This window comes from Clostridium prolinivorans (assembly GCF_004011155.1).
Classification (GTDB): Bacteria; Bacillota; Clostridia; order Clostridiales; family Clostridiaceae; genus Clostridium_AT; species Clostridium_AT prolinivorans.
Map to the genome: position 1 here is coordinate 100,430 of NZ_RJWG01000006.1, position 16,216 is coordinate 116,645.

Genomic DNA, 16,216 nt, shown 5'->3' on the forward strand with positions numbered 1-16,216 from the left:
GTTGTAAATAAAATGTAAACAAAAATAAATATTTTATAGTATGATTAGACCACAATAAATAGTTTTTGTCAGATATAGTATATTAAAATAAAAAAGTGCTTTTAAAATATTAGAAATTTCTAATATTTTAAAAGCACAAATTTAAATAAGTTCAATAGAAAGTTTTATTTAATTAAAATTTATTTTTCAATAGGCTTTTTCAATATTGAAAGCATTAAGGCTGAAACAACTGTACCAGCTACTATAGCTATTATATATGGTAATAGCTTTCCTACAACATTAGGTATAAATAATACCCATATTCCACCATGAGGAACAGCTAATGTTGAACCAAAGAACATTGAAATTGCTCCTGTTACTGCAGAACCTACCATTATAGATGGAATAACTCTAAATGGATCTGATGCTGCAAATGGTATTGCACCTTCTGTTATAAATGAAAGTCCAAGTGCCCAAGCTGCTTTACCTGCTTCTCTTTCTTGAAGAGTAAATTTGTTTTTAGAAATAACTGTTGCTAAAGCAAGTCCAAGTGGAGGTACCATACCAGCAGCCATTACTGCTGCCATTATAGTTGAAGGCTGACCTGCTGCTATAGTTGCTGTTGCAAAAGCATAAGCTGCCTTGTTTACTGGTCCACCCATGTCAAGAGCCATCATACAACCTAATATTATACCTAAAAATACTGCACTAGTTCCTTGTAATCCATTAAGCCAAGCTGCCATAGCATCATTTATGGATTTTACTGGACCACCTAAAACTAAAACCATTATAATTCCTATAATTGCTGTAGAAAGAACAGGTAATACTAAAACTGGCATTAAACCTTCCATAGACTTTGGAAGTTTAATATATTTCTTTAATAAAACTACTACATAACCAGCAATCAAACCTGCAATCAATGCACCTATAAAACCTGCACCTAATTTATCTGCAAGTGCTCCACCAACAAAACCTGGAACTAAACCTGGTCTATCACCTATAGAATAAGCAATATATCCTGCAAGTACTGGAATCATAAGAGCAAATGCTGATTTTCCTGTTGAAAATATTATTTCTCCAAAACTTCCTACATTTTCATAAACATATATACCACCAAAAGCAAAACCTAAAGCTATTAATATACCGCCTGCTACAACAAAAGGTATCATGTATGAAACACCAGTCATTAAATGTTTATATAGACCTTTTCTTGATTCTTTTTCTTCAGCTTTTATTTTATTTACTTCTTCTGTTAAATTTTCTTTTGGTTTAGCGTTTAAAGCTTTATTTATTAATGCTTTAGGATCTTTTATTGCATCTTTAACAGAAACTTCTACTATTGGTAGGCCTTTAAATCTAGACTTGTCTACATTAGTGTCAGCAGCAATAATAACTGCCTTTGCTTCTTTTAAGTCTTGTTCTGTTATAACGTTTTCTGCTCCTACAGAACCCTGAGTTTCTACTTTTATTTCGTAACCAAGTTCTTTAGCTGCCATTTGGAGCGCTTCTGCAGCCATATAAGTGTGGGCTATACCAGTGGGACAAGATGTAACAGCTACAATTTTCATATATAAATCCTCCCTTAAAATATAATATATATTTAGGTAAATAGCCTATATAAAAATATAGAATAATTGCATTGTAAGTTATAAACTATTTACCTTAATATCTTTTAATAAAATATTTTTAGTATATAGATTATGTTATTTATTAAAATTTTTAAAGTTTAAAAAGCTTTTATAAAGTCTTCAAAAGTTTCTGCTTTAAATAACTGTTCTCTTACATCATTATGCATAAGTTTTCTTGATATTTCACTTAAAGCTCTTAGATGTAAATCACTGGATTCTTCTGGAACAGCTATAAGGAAAAATAAATGTGCAGGCTTACCATCCATAGAATCATAATCTATGCCTTTATTGCTTCTTCCAAAAACAATAGAAGCTTCTTTAACTGCTGAACTTTTTCCATGAGGAATTGCAATACCCATTCCTATTCCTGTTGAGAATTCTTCTTCTCTTTTTAAAACAGCATCTTTAAATTTTTCTTTATCTGTTACTTTTCCATCTGCTACTAAAATGTCTATAAGTTCATTTAAAACTTCATCTTTATTGCTTCCTTTTAAATTAAAATTTACTCTTTCTTTTGAAAACATTTCTCTTGTTGTCATTATTGCTCCTCCTTCACTATAACTTTATCTATTAATTTATCTACTTGTTCTAATGTACAAGCTTCTGTTCCTTCTAATGTTACAGAAGCCGCCCCACTTGCATTGGCAAACTTTAACGTATATTCATCGCTAAAGTTTTTTATTATGCTGTATACTAAAGCTGCAACCATAGAATCTCCTGCTCCAACCGTACTTTTAACAGGTACTTTTAAACCATCACATTTTAGTATTTTATTTTCTGTTACATAAACTGCTCCTTTATCTCCTAAAGAAACAAGTACTTTTTTTATACCATAATTTATAAGTTTTTTAGAAGCATCTATTACAGTTTCTTCTTTTTCTTCATCTAAATTCATAAGTTTTTTTAATTCATGTATATTAGGTTTTATTATATCTGGTTTTTCTTTAATTCCTTTTTCTAATAATTCTCCTTCAGCATCTAATATAGTTATTGCACCTTTTTCTTTTGCTATTTTAATAAGTTCACCATAAATATTAGAAGGTACACTTGGACTTACTCCACCAGATAATACTACTATATCATCTTTTTTGCATAAATCACTAAAAGTTTTTATAAAGCTTTCTAATTCTTTATCTTTTATATAAGGTCCTGCTTCGTTTATATCTGTATATACTTTATTAACACTATCTACCACTTTTGTGTTAGTTCTTGTACTTTCATTTATATGAATAAATTTAGAAGAAATTTTTCTATTATTTAATTCTTCTATAAAATAGCTTTCCCAAATCCCACCTAAAAATCCTGTACATACAGAATCTACATTAAAATTTTTAAGAACTTTTGATACGTTTATTCCTTTACCACCTATATCGTATCTGATATTAGATACTCTATTTACAGCACCTAATTTAAAATTTTCAATAGTTAATGTTTTATCTAAAGCTGGATTTAACGTTACAGTTATTACCATCTATATTTTACCGCCTTTCTGCTTATATTAGTCGCCTTTATTTATTATTTCAACACCTGCATCTTCAAAGTCCTTTATTATTTCTTCATCTAAATCTTTACTTGTAATAATAGCAGTTACAGCCCTAATAGGACTTATGACAGAAAAACTTACTTGATTAAACTTTGAACTATCAGATACAATATAAACTTTATTGGCAACATTCATCATAGCTTTTTTAGTTTGAGCTTCTATAAAATTTGGAGTAGTTATTCCTTCTTCTACAGAAATTCCATTAGCTCCTATAAAAGCTTTATCTACTCTAAAATTTCTTAGTACATTCTCAGTTATATGGCCAACCATAGCTCTTGTAATTTTTCTTAAATTTCCCCCTGTAACAACAAGCTCTATGTCGTCTTTATTAGAAAGTTCTGATGCTATATCAATGGAATTTGTTATAACAGTTATATTTTTAGCTTCAATACATTTTGCAATCTCTAAAGTTGTAGTACCTGAATCTAAAATTATAGTATCTCCATCTTCAATTAAGGAAGCTGCAATCTTTGCAATAAAAGATTTTTCAGTATGCTTTTCGTCTTCTTTTTCTTTAAATGTAGGTTCAAAATTGGTTTTTTTAATTCCTACAGCACCACCATGGGTTCTTTTTAAAAGCCCTTTTTCTTCCATATCTTGAAGATCTCTTCTTATTGTAGATTCTGATACATTAAATATGGCTGATAACTCATTAACCTTTATACTTCTTTTTTGTTCTAATAATTCTGCTATTTTTTGCTGCCTTTCTTCTACAAACATAGAAGTTCACTCTCACTTTTGATTATTTATTCTTATTTATGCTCATTTCTTTTTATTGATTAAATTATATATTATTTTTTTATTTAAATCAATACGTTTTCTATAGTTTTTTAAAATTTTTTATTTATAAAAAATCATGCAAATTAATTCATTCGCTCACATATGAGCATAATAACGCATAAAAAACTCCATGTTCCTACAAACAATGGAGTTTTTTATAGTTTAGTAAGTTTAAGCTCATTCTTATATTTTTTCTAAAGTACGTTTTAAAAATTCTCTGGTTCTCTCTTGTTTTGGATTATTAAAAATTTCTTCAGGAGTTCCTTCCTCTGCAATAACACCTTTATCCATAAACACTATACGATCAGATACTTCTTTAGCAAAACCCATTTCGTGAGTTACTATAAGCATTGTAAGTCCAGTTTCAGCAAGTTCTTTCATAACTTTTAAAACTTCTCCTACCATCTCTGGATCAAGAGCTGAAGTAGGCTCATCAAAAAGCATAACATCTGGTTCCATAGAAAGTGCTCTTGCAATAGCTACACGTTGTTTTTGCCCTCCTGAAAGCTGCTTTGGTTTTGCATTTATATATTGCTCCATTCCAACAACCCTTAAATATTTTCTAGCTACCTTTTCTGCTTCTTCTTTTGAGCGTTTTAAAACTTTTACCTGTCCAACTATGCAGTTACTTAATACATTATGGTTATCAAATAAATTAAATTGCTGAAAAACCATGCCAAGCTTTGTACGATAAGCTCTGGTATCATGTCTTTGGTCTAAAATATTCTCTCCTTTATATATTATTTCTCCTCCTGTTGGTTTTTCTAAAAGATTAATACATCTAAGAAGAGTAGATTTACCAGAACCTGATGAGCCTATTATAGAAATTACTTCTCCTTTATTTACATAAAAATCTATGTCTTTTAGAACTTCATGATTTCCAAAAGATTTACTTAAATGATTTATTTCAATTACTTTTTCCATAATTATTCCTCTTCCTTTTATAAATTGCCTTATTTTTTATAAATATCTCTTATACTTGCATTTGATTAGAATTCATAATATAATTTTCAGGTCCATCTAACTTCTTTTCAATATAACGCAAAATTCTTGTAACTGTAAATGTCATTATAAAATAAAGTATGCAGGCAACGAAAAAGGACTCAAAGTATCTAAAATTATTCCCTGCTACAGATTTTGTTTGGAAAAATAATTCTGATACAGCAATTACATTAAGTACTGAAGTATCTTTTATGTTTATTACAAATTCATTACCTGTTGCTGGTAGAATATTTCTAATAGCTTGGGGTAATATTACATTAATCATGGTCTGAAAATGTGTCATTCCTATAGCATGAGCAGCTTCAAACTGACCTTTATCTATAGAAACAATACCTCCTCTTACTATTTCTGACATATAAGCTCCTGTATTTATAGATACTATAAGTATAGCAGCAAAAATTTTATTCATATCTATATTAAAAGCTAAAGCTGAACCATAGTATATTACCATAGCTTGTACAATCATAGGTGTACCACGGAATATTTCTATATAAATTGATAAAATTATATTTATAAATTTTAAAAGTATTTTTGTTATACCTCTCTCTGGTATTGGAGTAGTACGTATGACACCTACAATAAGCCCTATTATAAAACCTATAACAGTACCTATCATAGAAATAAACAAAGTCATAGCAGCTCCACGGAGAAACATACTCCAGTTTTCCGTAACTATCTTAACTATCCAATCAAAACTCATTTTGATTCTCTCCTTTTTTATATTTATTTAGCTGCTGGTTGATTTTTAATTGCAATATCCATAATTTCCTTTCTTTCTTCTTCTGAAATTCCTTTTAATATTTCATTTATTTTTTCAGTTAAACCACTGTTTTTAGCTACACCTACAGCAATTGCAGTATCTTCTTCTGATGTATTAAATCCATCTTTAAACTCTATCATTTTAAAGTTTGGATTTGCACTTTGAGCACTAATTCCTTCAGGACGCTCTGAAACATATCCATCAATCATTCCTGATTCAAGAGCAACTCTCATTGCAGGAAAATTATCCATAGCATTTTGTTTATTTACTCCTTTAATTTGATCTATTACTGAATAATGAAAAGTATTTAATTGAGCAGTTATTTTTGCCCCTGCAAAGTCTTGAATTGAATCAGCATTTTCAAATTTTCCGCCTTTTTTTACAACCATAACTAAATCTGATTTATAATAGTTATCTGAAAAATCAATAGTTTCTTTACGTTTAGCTGTTGGTGACATACCTGCTATAATTGCATCAATTTTTCCTGAAGTAACTGCTGGTACAAGTCCATCCCATTCAGTTTTTACTATTACTAACTTTTTACCTAATCCATCTGCAATTTTTTTAGCTATTTCTACATCATATCCTCCAGCATATTCTGAGCTGCCTTCAATTTTTACAGCTCCATTAGATGAATCTGTCTGAGTCCAGTTAAATGGAGCATAGCCAGCTTCCATTCCTACCCTGAAAATATTTTGATCTTCATCTTTTTTTGCCTTATTTGAACTGTTTGAAGCACAGCCTGATAAAAGCATAATTGCTGATAATGACATTGATATTAATATTGATAATTTCTTTTTCATAATTACTGATTCTCCTTTTATTATTTATAACTTATTTATTAATTATTAATTATATTTTGCATATAAAAAAGACCTAAGGTAAACTTAGGTCTCAATACATACACTTTGAGCTAAGCCCCTCTTCTTTCCCAAAATGAGATAGCACAACTTAATAAACCGGGATGTTTATTAAGACAGTCCTACAGCTCTTAACTGCAGGCCCAGCATGTAATACTGAGAATATTACACACTTCGGCGATATTTCCTTCTCCTTAGCATCATAGCTTTCTCATGCTCCTCTAAAGACTGTTAAATACCGCGCCTCTACCTCATCTACAAAAGATGAGGCTATATATTAAATTGTCAGATATAGTGTACAATAATATATTTTTTAAGTCAATAGTAAATTTATCCTATGATTATCCTACAAAAGTATTTTTCTTAAAATTGACTACTATATTTTCAAGTAAATCAATAATGAGCATACTTGTATAATAGAAATTTATTTACAGCTTATTGTAGTTTAATCATAATATAAACAAATTATATTTAGAATTTTACAATATTTTAAGTTTTTTATTCATGAGCTTCTGCATCCGCTTTAGTTTGATGAACTGTTCCACGTGGATGCTGAGGTGGTGCATAAATAGAATATAATTTAAGAGGTTTATCTCCCGTATTAATTATATTATGCCATTTACCAGCAGGTATAATAACAGCATAATTATCAGAAACTTTAGCTTGAAAACTTAAATTGTCTTTTCTATCTCCAATTTGTGCAAGTCCTTGACCTTCTTCAATACGTATAAATTGATCAACATTTGGATGAATTTCTAAACCTATATCTTCCCCAACATTAATACTCATTAATGTAAGCTGCAAATGGTTTCCTGTCCATAAAGCTGTACGGAAAGTATTATTTTCCTTAGTAGCTTCTTCAAGATTAACTACAAAAGGTTCTGGACCATAATCTTTTAATTTTATTAAAGTATTATCGTCATCTAATCTAAAAAAATTAAATTTTGCATCATTATCAATTTCATCACTAAAAGGTATAAATTGTTCATCAAATTGTCTTACAAAGTTTGGATTATACATCATTGCATTAGTATAATAAGGACATTGATAAATATTATTCATATTATTGGGGCTATACATGCAGTTAAAACATGGATGGGTTTTATAAGTACTATACATACATTAAATATCTCCTTCTTAGTAGGCTTACAATATTATGATATGTACTATATAAAAAAATGTGATTGAAGTAATATTATTTTTTTAACACAAATTTATTTATAGCTTTTGCCACCCCATTATTATCATTTGTATCTGTTATAAAGTCTGCTTTATTTTTTACTATATCAATAGCATTACCCATAGCTATTCCCATACCTGCAAATTCTATCATTGACAAATCATTTTCACTATCACCAATTGCTATAATTTTTTCTCTATCTATGCCGTAATAAGAACTTAATATTTCCACAGCTCTTCCTTTTGAAACACCTTTATTAGTAATTTCAATGTTATATTTTGTTGAACTTGCAATTTCTATTTCATCTATTGTTTTTAATTCATCTCTGATTTTTTTTAATTTATTTTCATCTTTGCTCATAACTTCACATTTTATTATATTTTCTTTTTCAAGTTTAAATATATTATCCCATTTAGTCCAAAAGGGCACATATTGAAAGCATAAATTTTTATTAAATATTCCTTTTAATTTTAAATATTGCATAAAAATTCTCCATACTATACTGCTTGAATAAATTTTATCAGGCGTCAAAAAAGTAGGGTTAACGTTATATTTTGAGAATACATCTATTAGCTTTAAACATACACTTTCTTTTAAAATGTTTTTATAAATAATTTCATCTTTATCTTTTTCTTTTATAAATGCTCCATTTGAAGCAATTACTGGAGATTTTACCCCTAAAAGATTAGAAAAATACTCAGCATCAGTATAAATTCTTCCAGTATTAACAACTATATGAACTCCCATACTATGTGCTTTTTTAATTGTTTCTTTAGATAATTCACTTATACTGTGTTTACTGTTTAATAAAGTCCCATCCATATCTATACAAATTAATTCATAATCCATAAAAATCACCTATCTATTTTACAAATTAAATAAAGTGCAGTTTTTTACTGCACTTTATTATTTTATTATAATTATACCAAATCTTCTCCATTTGTTTCTATAACTTTTTTATACCAATAAAAACTTTTTTTCTTTAATCTATTAAGAGTACCATTACCTTCATTGTCTTTATCTACATATATAAATCCATAACGTTTTTTCATTTCTCCTGTTGATGCACTTACTAAATCTATACAGCCCCATGGAGTATATCCTATTAAATCTACTCCATCAGCTATAGCTTCTTTCATCTGTTTAATATGCTCTCTTAAATAATCTATTCTATAATCGTCATTAATAGATCCATCTTCTTCTATAACATCAACTGCACCTAAACCATTTTCAACTACCATTACAGGTATTTGATATCTATTATAAATATTATTTAATGCCCATCTTAATCCTTTTGGATCTATCTGCCATCCCCAATCACTTGATTTTAAATATGGATTTTTTAATCCCATTACAAGATTTCCGCCTATTTCTTCTTGATTAGGATCAGCACTTACACAATTAGACATATAATAGCTAAATGTATAAAAATCTACACAGCCTTCTTTTAATATTTGTTCATCATTTTCTTCCATTACTATATTTATATTTTTTTCTGCAAAATATCTTTTTGCAAATCCAGGATATGCTCCTCTTACTTGAACATCTGAACATAAGAAATTATTTAAATTATCCTTTTGTTGAGCTAATAATACATCTTCTGGATTACATGTAAGAGGATAAGAACACATGTAAGCTATCATACATCCTATTTTAAAATCTTTATTTATATCATGGCCTAACTTTACTGCTTTTGCACTTGCTATAAACTGATGATGAAGAGCTTGATATCTTAATTGTTCATTATCTTTTATATTATTGCTAATTTCACCATCTTCATCTGGCATAATTGCTCCAGCCATAAAAGTTCCAAAAGGCATTGTTAAAGCATTAATTTCATTGAAAGTTAACCAGTATTTTACTACATTTTTATATCTATTAAAAATAACTTCACAGTATTTAACATAAAAATCCACGAGCCTTCTATCTGCCCATCCATTATATTTTTTAGCTAAGTTAAAAGGTGTTTCGTAATGGGATATTGTAACTAAAGGTTCAATATTATATTTTTTTAATTCTGCAAATACATCATCATAAAATTTTAATCCTTCTTCATTTGGCTTTTCATCATCACCATTTGGGAATATTCTTGACCAAGCAATAGACATTCTAAATGTTTTAAAACCCATTTCTGCAAATAATTTAATATCTTCTTTATAACGATGGTAAAAATCTATAGCTTCATGATTTGGATAATATGTCCCATCTTCTAAAACAGGAGTAATCCTTCTAGGTGTAGTATTTGTTCCTGCAGTCAAAACATCAGCTATACTTAAACCCTTTCCTCCTTCATTATAACCTCCTTCAAGCTGATTAGCAGCTGTTGAGCCTCCCCATAAAAATCCTTCTGGGAATTTTTTTAATATATTATTCATTGTTTTTTCTCCTCTCTTTTTTTGTTTTATATTTTAAATCATTATTGTTAATAAATCTTCTCCATAATTAATATTCTTTTTATCTGTTTCAATAATATCTAAATAATTACTTGAATTTGTAATTACTACAGGTGTTGTTAATAAATATCCTTCTTTTTTTATAGCTTCAATATCAAATTCTAATATTACCTGACCCTTTTTTATATGATCTCCTTGTTTTGCCTTAGGATAAAAATATTTTCCATCTAATTGAACAGTATTCATTCCTATATGAATTAATATTTCAGAACCTTTATCGCTTGTAATTCCTAAAGCATGTCCTGTTGGAAATAATGTAGTTAAAATTCCATCTACTGGAGCAACTATTTTGCCTTCTTTAGGTTCAATTGCAACGCCTTTTCCTAAAGCACCTTTTGAAAAAGCCTCATCTTCTGCTTCATATAAAGATTTAACTTCTCCCTTAACTGGACTTGATACTACTTCTTGTTTTATTAAAACATCTCCATTATTTGTATCTTTATCTACTTCTTTATTTTCTTCTTCATCTTTAAATCCAGCAAACATCATTAATAAAAAGCCTAATACAAAAGCTACAATTATAGCTATAATAGCACCGTAAAATCCCTTATCTATTCCATTAGGTCCAATATAACTTGGTATCCCAAATATTCCTAGTCCACCTATCATATAAGTTTTAGTTCCCATAAGTCCTATTATGCCACCACCTGCTGCAGCTGCGATACAACTTAATATAAATGGTTTTTTACGTGGCAAAGTTACACCATAAATAGCTGGTTCTGTAACACCGAAAATACCTGAAATAAATGCTGGTATAGAAAGTGATTTTAACTTTTTATCTTTTGTTTTTAAAAGTATTGCTAAAACTACACCTATTTGAGCAAATGAAGCTGCAAAAGTTCCTGCAAGAATTGGATCATAATGAAGTACTGCTAAGTTGTTTATTGCTATAGGAACAAATCCCCAGTGTAATCCAAATATAACAAATACCTGCCAGAAAGCACCCATAAATATTCCTGCAATAACAGGGCTGAAGTTATATATATAAAGTGTTAATGTACCAAGTAATTTACCTGCCCAAGTTGCTATAGGTCCAATTATAATTAATGCTAAAGGAGCAACTACTAATAAAGTAAAAAATGGAACTAAAAATGTTTTTACTACATCTGGTATTATCTTTTTAAATAATTTTTCAACTTTAGATCCTATATACACAGATAATATAATTGGAATAACGCTTGAAGAATAACTCATTAATATAACTGGAATACCTAAAAATGTTATATATACAGGTGATTCAAAAAGCGTTCCTGCAAATATTGTATATAATGGTTTTCCCGCCATTATTGTAGTAAATGTTGGATAAACAAGTATAGCTCCTAGTGACATACCAATAAATTGATTTACATTAAACTTTTTAGCTGCTGTAAAACCTAAGAATATTGGGAAGAAGTAAAACAAGCAGTCCCCAATGGCATTTAAAATTTGATAAGTTCCTGAAGTATTTGTAATTAAATGTAATGCTACAAACAAAGCATTAAAACCTTTTATCATACCTGTTGCAGCCAATACCCCTAAAGTTGGTGAAAACACACCAGAAATTGTATCTATAAATGCATTAAATAAACTCTTTTTCTCCTCTGAAACTGTTTCTTCGCTATCTCCTGTCTGAAATCCTCCTACAGCCACAACATCAGCATATACATCTGGTACATGATTTCCAATAACCACTTGATATTGACCACCGCTTTTAACTACAGTTACAACTCCATCCATTTTCTTTAAAACTTCTGTATTTGCCTTGCTTTCGTCCTTTAATTTAAAACGTAAACGAGTAATACAGTGAGTTAAGCTAATTACATTTTCTTTTCCACCTACATTTTCAATAATATCTTTTGCTAGTTTTTCGTATTTCATAAAACCATCTCCTTTTATTTTTTTATATAAAAAAGCGAGACCAATAAAATAGTATAATATAAATATTTTATACTACTTAGATGGTCTCGCCTGCTTTACCAGTAACAATCCAAAACAATATTATATTTTTATCTTTGAGTTATACGCTGAATATGAATTGTTAAATATAGTTTTTCTTCATCTGATAGTTCTATTCCTAAATATTTTTCTATTTTTAACATACATTCATAAGCTTTTTTATACTTTGTTTTAACCTTTTTTAGTAAAAAATCATCTTCTACTTCATTTATCTGTTCTTTTTTATTTAACCTTTGGAAAAAAAATCTTAAATGTGTAACAAATCTTTCATAGCTTATTGATTTTTCATCTAAAGTTATACCATAAGTATACCTTACAATGTTTAAAATATCTTGTATTTTTTTAGTTTGATCAGCTATGTTTTCTATATTAGAAAATGAATTATTTATTTGAGCATTTATTAAATGCAGGGCTATATTTCCTGCCTCATCTTCTGGAAGCTTTTTACCCAATTCACTTTCTATAAATTCTAATGCTTTTAATCCAATATTATACTCTTTAGGATAAAATTTTTTAATCTCCCAAATTAAAGGGTTTGAATTTTTTATACCTTCATCAAACAGTTTAATAGTATTGTAAATATGATCAGTGAGGGTAACATATAAATAATCATTTAATTTAACATTTAATATATTTTTTGCATATTCAATAATGTCATAACACAAAGAAACATATTCTGAAGGGACATCTTCTAGTAATAGCTTAAATTTTTCTGAAGCATCTTTTTGTTTAAGAATAAATATCTTTTCAATTAGATTTTCGTCTACTTCATCGCCTACACTTTTTTTAAATGCAATTCCACAACCCATAATAACAATATCATTTTTATTTGAATCTTTTGCTACTATAGCATTGTTATTAAATATCTTTTTTATTATCATATTTCCCCCCCTTTTCAATCTATATTTTTAACAAAAAAGCCTTAACTTATTAACATAGATAAAATAAATCCATGTTAATAAGTTAAGGTCTCGCCTGATCGAATCAGTAACAATCCAAAATACTTATAAACGTTTTCTGATATATAAAGAATAACTTATTTTATTTTAATTGTCAATATTTTTTTTGTATTTTTTAATTTTTTATCTCTTATTTTTGTAGACTATTGTAAAATAGCCGCAAATCTTAGTGCTTTTTGTATATTTATATTTTAATAAATTTAATCAAAGCCCTTAATTTACGGCTATTTATTATATTTTAAAGATTTTGAACTTTTGATAGTTCTTCTTCCAAAGATATTATCCTCTTATTTAGTATTGGATGTATTAAATAAGGTGCTATATCACTTAATGGTTTCAATACAAATAATCTCTCATGCATTCTTGGATGAGGTACTGTAATCTCTTCAGATGATGTTATTATATCATCATAAAGAAGTACATCTAAGTCTATAGTTCTAGGTCCCCATTTTATAATTCTCTCTCTTTTTAATTCTTTTTCAATATTAAGCAAAAATCTAATTAATTCTTCAGGTGTAAGTAAAGTTTTTATTTCTGCTGCACAATTTAAAAATTCATCTTGATCTAAATATCCAACAGGTTTTGTATTGTATATATTTGATACTTTCTCTACTCTGCATTTATCAGTATTTATGTATTCTAAAGCCTTTTTTATATTTTCCTCTTTATCTCCCATATTAGAACCAAGACCTATATAAGCTTTATGCCAATACCTTTCAATTTCTACGGCAGCATAATCTAACGACTTTCCAATAGGTGCCCATGGCTTTTTTACTAATACTTTAACTCCTTCTGCTTGATAATAATTAAGCAAAATAAAATTTGCTAAAGCTTCAGCAGATTTTTCAATCAAATTATAACTTTCCTTTGTAAATTCTCTTTCTATATCATGACAAAGCTTTGCATAATTTACTGTTGCATTTAAATTATCTGTTTTCCCTGCCTCTCTTAAACTAAGACTAAGTTCTATGGATATTAAAAATTTTTGTCCCATATTTTTTTCTTCTTTATTAACACCATGAAAAGCATATACCTCTAAATCTTTTATATATATTTTGTCCATAAATCCACCAACCCAAATAATTATTTTCTAACAATAGCATCTGTCATCATACATGCTCTTTTATTTTGTATAATATCATGAACCCTTACAAAATCACAATTTTTCATTATACCTATAACTGTTGTAGCTATAGTTCCTTCTACTCTATCTTCAGGAGGGAGGTTTAATGTATTTCCTATCATTGATTTTCTTGATGTTGCTAACATTACAGGATAACCTAAAGTAGTTAATTTTTCTAATTTATTCATAACAATTAGATTTTGATTATAATCTTTAGCAAAACCAATACCAGGATCTAAAATAATTTTATCTGGACTTACTCCTGCTTTTAAAGCAATTTTTATACTTTCTTTCAAATCATTAATAATATCATCTATAATATTATCATAAATATTATTATTTCTATTATGCATTAAGCAGCATGCAGCATCATATTTAGCCGCTACTTGTGCAATTTTAGGTTCTCTTTTAAATCCCCATACATCATTTATAAGAGATGCTCCTTCTTTAACAGCTATTTCAGCCACATTAGCTTTATATGTATCTACAGAAATAGGAACATCTATCTCTTTTGCTAAAGCCCTTATTACAGGTATTACCCTTTTTATTTCTTCTTCTTCACTTACAGGAATATGATTTGGTCTTGTAGATTCTCCTCCAACATCTATAATATCTGCTCCTTGCTCAACCATTTCTTTAGCACGTTTTACAGCACTTTCAAGTGTATTAAATTTTCCACCATCAGAAAAAGAATCCGGCGTTACATTAAGTATTCCCATAATATAAGTCCTTTTGCCAAGTTCAAATTCACTTTTACCTATTTTTATAATTTTACTCAACTAAAATCACCTCTTTCTTTAGTTATATATCAAATATAAATATTAAATTTTAAACTTTACTATATTATTTATTTTTTCACTACTTATAAACATAATAATCATCAATATTAAAATGAATACCGGATAAAGCCCCATTCCTATCTTTCCAAAAACTAATCCAAGAACTGGCGGCACTAAAGTTGTACCAATGTAGGCACTAGCCATTTGTATACCCATAAGCCTTGAAGAATTGCTTTTACCAAAACGTACCGGTGTTTCATGAAGCATAGAAGGATAAATAGGAGCACATCCCATCCCTATAAAAATAAGACCAAAAAGATTTATATAAGGTTTATCAAAAACTAAAAGCAAAATAGCACCTATACCTATAATAATCTGCCCTGCTCTTATTAAGTCTGTATTTTTAAACTTAACTGTAATAAATCCGCTAATAAATCTTCCTATAGTAATACCTAAATAATACATAGATACCCACGCTGCTGCAACATTAGGAGAAATATTTTTTATCTGCACAAAATAACTGGCTCCCCATAACCCAGCAGTACTTTCTAAAGCACAATAGCAAAAGAAACCTATAAGTGCTGGCAATATTCCAGAGAGTTTAAATATACTTTCTTTTTCACTTTCCTCTTCTAAATTTTCCATTTCACTATCATTATACGTTTTCCAAAGAGGTAAAGCAGCAAACAAAATTATAACTAAACACATCTGAATTATTGATACAGTTAAATAACCTTTATGCCATGAGCTTTTTTTAGATATAGCAGCTGACATAATAATAGGACCTAATGTTGCACCAACTCCCCAAAAACAATGAAGCCAGCTCATATGCCTTGCTGAAAAATGCAAAGCTACAAAATTATTAAGTCCAGAGTCAACAGCACCTGCACCAAGTCCTAATGGTATTGCCATTATACAAAGCCATAAGTAATTTTTACTTATAGAAAAACCAAACAAAGCTACAGCAGTCATAAAAACACTTATTAGTGTAAGTTTTCCAGTACCTAATTTTTTAATTAATTTACCACTTATTAAACTTGAAACAATAGTACCTCCAGATATAATCATAGATATTAATCCTGCTCCTTGTATTGGCAAAGAAAAATCACTTCTTATAGCAGGCCATGCAGCTCCAAGCATAGAATCAGGAAGTCCTAAGCTTATAAAAGCTATGTAAATAATAATTAATAATAATGTTACCATTTCTCTTCTCCCCTAAATTAATTTATTTAGTC

General features: G+C 28.7%; 15 protein-coding genes and 1 riboswitch. All 15 genes read right to left on the reverse strand.

The genetic code is table 11. The features are described from left to right. Positions 1 to 179 precede the first annotated feature (179 nt). The 15 genes from EGD97_RS07205 to EGD97_RS07275 all read right to left on the reverse strand — a co-directional run bounded on the left by EGD97_RS07205 (position 180) and on the right by EGD97_RS07275 (position 16,184). A complete protein-coding gene (locus EGD97_RS07205; RefSeq protein WP_127836906.1) occupies positions 180 to 1,547 on the reverse strand; it encodes a PTS fructose transporter subunit IIC in 1,368 nt (455 codons plus the stop codon). A gap of 158 nt (positions 1,548 to 1,705) precedes the next feature. Beyond that, entirely contained in the window at positions 1,706 to 2,146 is a 441-nt protein-coding gene (locus EGD97_RS07210) for a PTS sugar transporter subunit IIA (RefSeq protein ID WP_127836907.1), read from the reverse strand. Beyond that, on the reverse strand, positions 2,146 to 3,078 hold the full coding sequence (gene pfkB / locus EGD97_RS07215) for a 1-phosphofructokinase (RefSeq protein WP_127836908.1): 933 nt from the start codon (positions 3,076 to 3,078) through the stop codon (positions 2,146 to 2,148). Before pfkB ends, EGD97_RS07210 begins: the two co-directional genes overlap by 1 nt. Before the next feature lie 27 nt (positions 3,079 to 3,105). Next, the gene (locus EGD97_RS07220) at positions 3,106 to 3,870 is read right to left on the reverse strand and encodes a DeoR/GlpR family DNA-binding transcription regulator (RefSeq protein WP_127836909.1); all 765 of its coding nucleotides are present in this window, start codon (positions 3,868 to 3,870) and stop codon (positions 3,106 to 3,108) included. A 243-nt stretch (positions 3,871 to 4,113) separates the two neighbouring features. Beyond that, positions 4,114 to 4,854, reverse strand: a complete 741-nt coding sequence (locus EGD97_RS07225; protein WP_078682828.1) for an amino acid ABC transporter ATP-binding protein — start codon at positions 4,852 to 4,854, stop codon at positions 4,114 to 4,116. Positions 4,855 to 4,903: 49 nt separating this feature from the next. Then, positions 4,904 to 5,632 carry an amino acid ABC transporter permease gene (locus EGD97_RS07230; RefSeq protein WP_078682827.1) on the reverse strand — a complete coding sequence of 243 codons (729 nt, stop codon included), beginning with the start codon at positions 5,630 to 5,632 and terminating at the stop codon, positions 4,904 to 4,906. A gap of 23 nt (positions 5,633 to 5,655) precedes the next feature. Beyond that, on the reverse strand, positions 5,656 to 6,495 hold the full coding sequence (locus EGD97_RS07235; protein WP_078682826.1) for a transporter substrate-binding domain-containing protein: 840 nt from the start codon (positions 6,493 to 6,495) through the stop codon (positions 5,656 to 5,658). A gap of 131 nt (positions 6,496 to 6,626) precedes the next feature. Beyond that, positions 6,627 to 6,809: riboswitch (Lysine riboswitch) on the reverse strand. Positions 6,810 to 7,050: 241 nt separating this feature from the next. After that, complete coding sequence (locus EGD97_RS07240; protein ID WP_127836910.1) at positions 7,051 to 7,671, reverse strand: cupin domain-containing protein; 621 nt, start codon at positions 7,669 to 7,671, stop codon at positions 7,051 to 7,053. 76 nt (positions 7,672 to 7,747) lie between these two features. Beyond that, positions 7,748 to 8,581, reverse strand: coding sequence for a Cof-type HAD-IIB family hydrolase (locus EGD97_RS07245; protein ID WP_127836911.1), 834 nt, complete (start codon positions 8,579 to 8,581; stop codon positions 7,748 to 7,750). A gap of 71 nt (positions 8,582 to 8,652) precedes the next feature. Further along, a complete protein-coding gene (locus EGD97_RS07250) occupies positions 8,653 to 10,107 on the reverse strand; it encodes a glycoside hydrolase family 1 protein (protein ID WP_127836912.1) in 1,455 nt (484 codons plus the stop codon). Positions 10,108 to 10,140: 33 nt separating this feature from the next. After that, positions 10,141 to 12,042 carry a beta-glucoside-specific PTS transporter subunit IIABC gene (locus EGD97_RS07255; RefSeq protein WP_127836913.1) on the reverse strand — a complete coding sequence of 634 codons (1,902 nt, stop codon included), beginning with the start codon at positions 12,040 to 12,042 and terminating at the stop codon, positions 10,141 to 10,143. Positions 12,043 to 12,170: 128 nt separating this feature from the next. After that, on the reverse strand, positions 12,171 to 13,001 hold the full coding sequence (gene licT, locus EGD97_RS07260; RefSeq protein ID WP_127836914.1) for a BglG family transcription antiterminator LicT: 831 nt from the start codon (positions 12,999 to 13,001) through the stop codon (positions 12,171 to 12,173). 316 nt (positions 13,002 to 13,317) lie between these two features. Then, the gene (gene folK / locus EGD97_RS07265; RefSeq protein WP_127836915.1) at positions 13,318 to 14,142 is read right to left on the reverse strand and encodes a 2-amino-4-hydroxy-6-hydroxymethyldihydropteridine diphosphokinase; all 825 of its coding nucleotides are present in this window, start codon (positions 14,140 to 14,142) and stop codon (positions 13,318 to 13,320) included. 20 nt (positions 14,143 to 14,162) lie between these two features. Further along, on the reverse strand, positions 14,163 to 14,969 hold the full coding sequence (gene folP, locus EGD97_RS07270; protein ID WP_127836937.1) for a dihydropteroate synthase: 807 nt from the start codon (positions 14,967 to 14,969) through the stop codon (positions 14,163 to 14,165). Between the two features lie 54 nt (positions 14,970 to 15,023). Next, on the reverse strand, positions 15,024 to 16,184 hold the full coding sequence (locus EGD97_RS07275; protein WP_127836916.1) for an MFS transporter: 1,161 nt from the start codon (positions 16,182 to 16,184) through the stop codon (positions 15,024 to 15,026). Between the last annotated feature and the right edge of the window lie 32 nt (positions 16,185 to 16,216).

Coding starts and splice junctions, on each gene's coding strand:
- EGD97_RS07250 (WP_127836912.1), bottom strand. CDS start 10,107: ATGAATAATATATTAAAAAAATTCCCAGAAGGATTTTTATGGGGAGGC.
- EGD97_RS07220 (WP_127836909.1), bottom strand. CDS start 3,870: ATGTTTGTAGAAGAAAGGCAGCAAAAAATAGCAGAATTATTAGAACAA.
- EGD97_RS07205 (WP_127836906.1), bottom strand. CDS start 1,547: ATGAAAATTGTAGCTGTTACATCTTGTCCCACTGGTATAGCCCACACT.
- EGD97_RS07230 (WP_078682827.1), bottom strand. CDS start 5,632: ATGAGTTTTGATTGGATAGTTAAGATAGTTACGGAAAACTGGAGTATG.
- EGD97_RS07235 (WP_078682826.1), bottom strand. CDS start 6,495: ATGAAAAAGAAATTATCAATATTAATATCAATGTCATTATCAGCAATT.
- EGD97_RS07275 (WP_127836916.1), bottom strand. CDS start 16,184: ATGGTAACATTATTATTAATTATTATTTACATAGCTTTTATAAGCTTA.
- EGD97_RS07225 (WP_078682828.1), bottom strand. CDS start 4,854: ATGGAAAAAGTAATTGAAATAAATCATTTAAGTAAATCTTTTGGAAAT.
- EGD97_RS07240 (WP_127836910.1), bottom strand. CDS start 7,671: ATGTATAGTACTTATAAAACCCATCCATGTTTTAACTGCATGTATAGC.
- licT (WP_127836914.1), bottom strand. CDS start 13,001: ATGATAATAAAAAAGATATTTAATAACAATGCTATAGTAGCAAAAGAT.
- folK (WP_127836915.1), bottom strand. CDS start 14,142: ATGGACAAAATATATATAAAAGATTTAGAGGTATATGCTTTTCATGGT.
- EGD97_RS07210 (WP_127836907.1), bottom strand. CDS start 2,146: ATGACAACAAGAGAAATGTTTTCAAAAGAAAGAGTAAATTTTAATTTA.
- pfkB (WP_127836908.1), bottom strand. CDS start 3,078: ATGGTAATAACTGTAACGTTAAATCCAGCTTTAGATAAAACATTAACT.
- EGD97_RS07255 (WP_127836913.1), bottom strand. CDS start 12,042: ATGAAATACGAAAAACTAGCAAAAGATATTATTGAAAATGTAGGTGGA.
- EGD97_RS07245 (WP_127836911.1), bottom strand. CDS start 8,581: ATGGATTATGAATTAATTTGTATAGATATGGATGGGACTTTATTAAAC.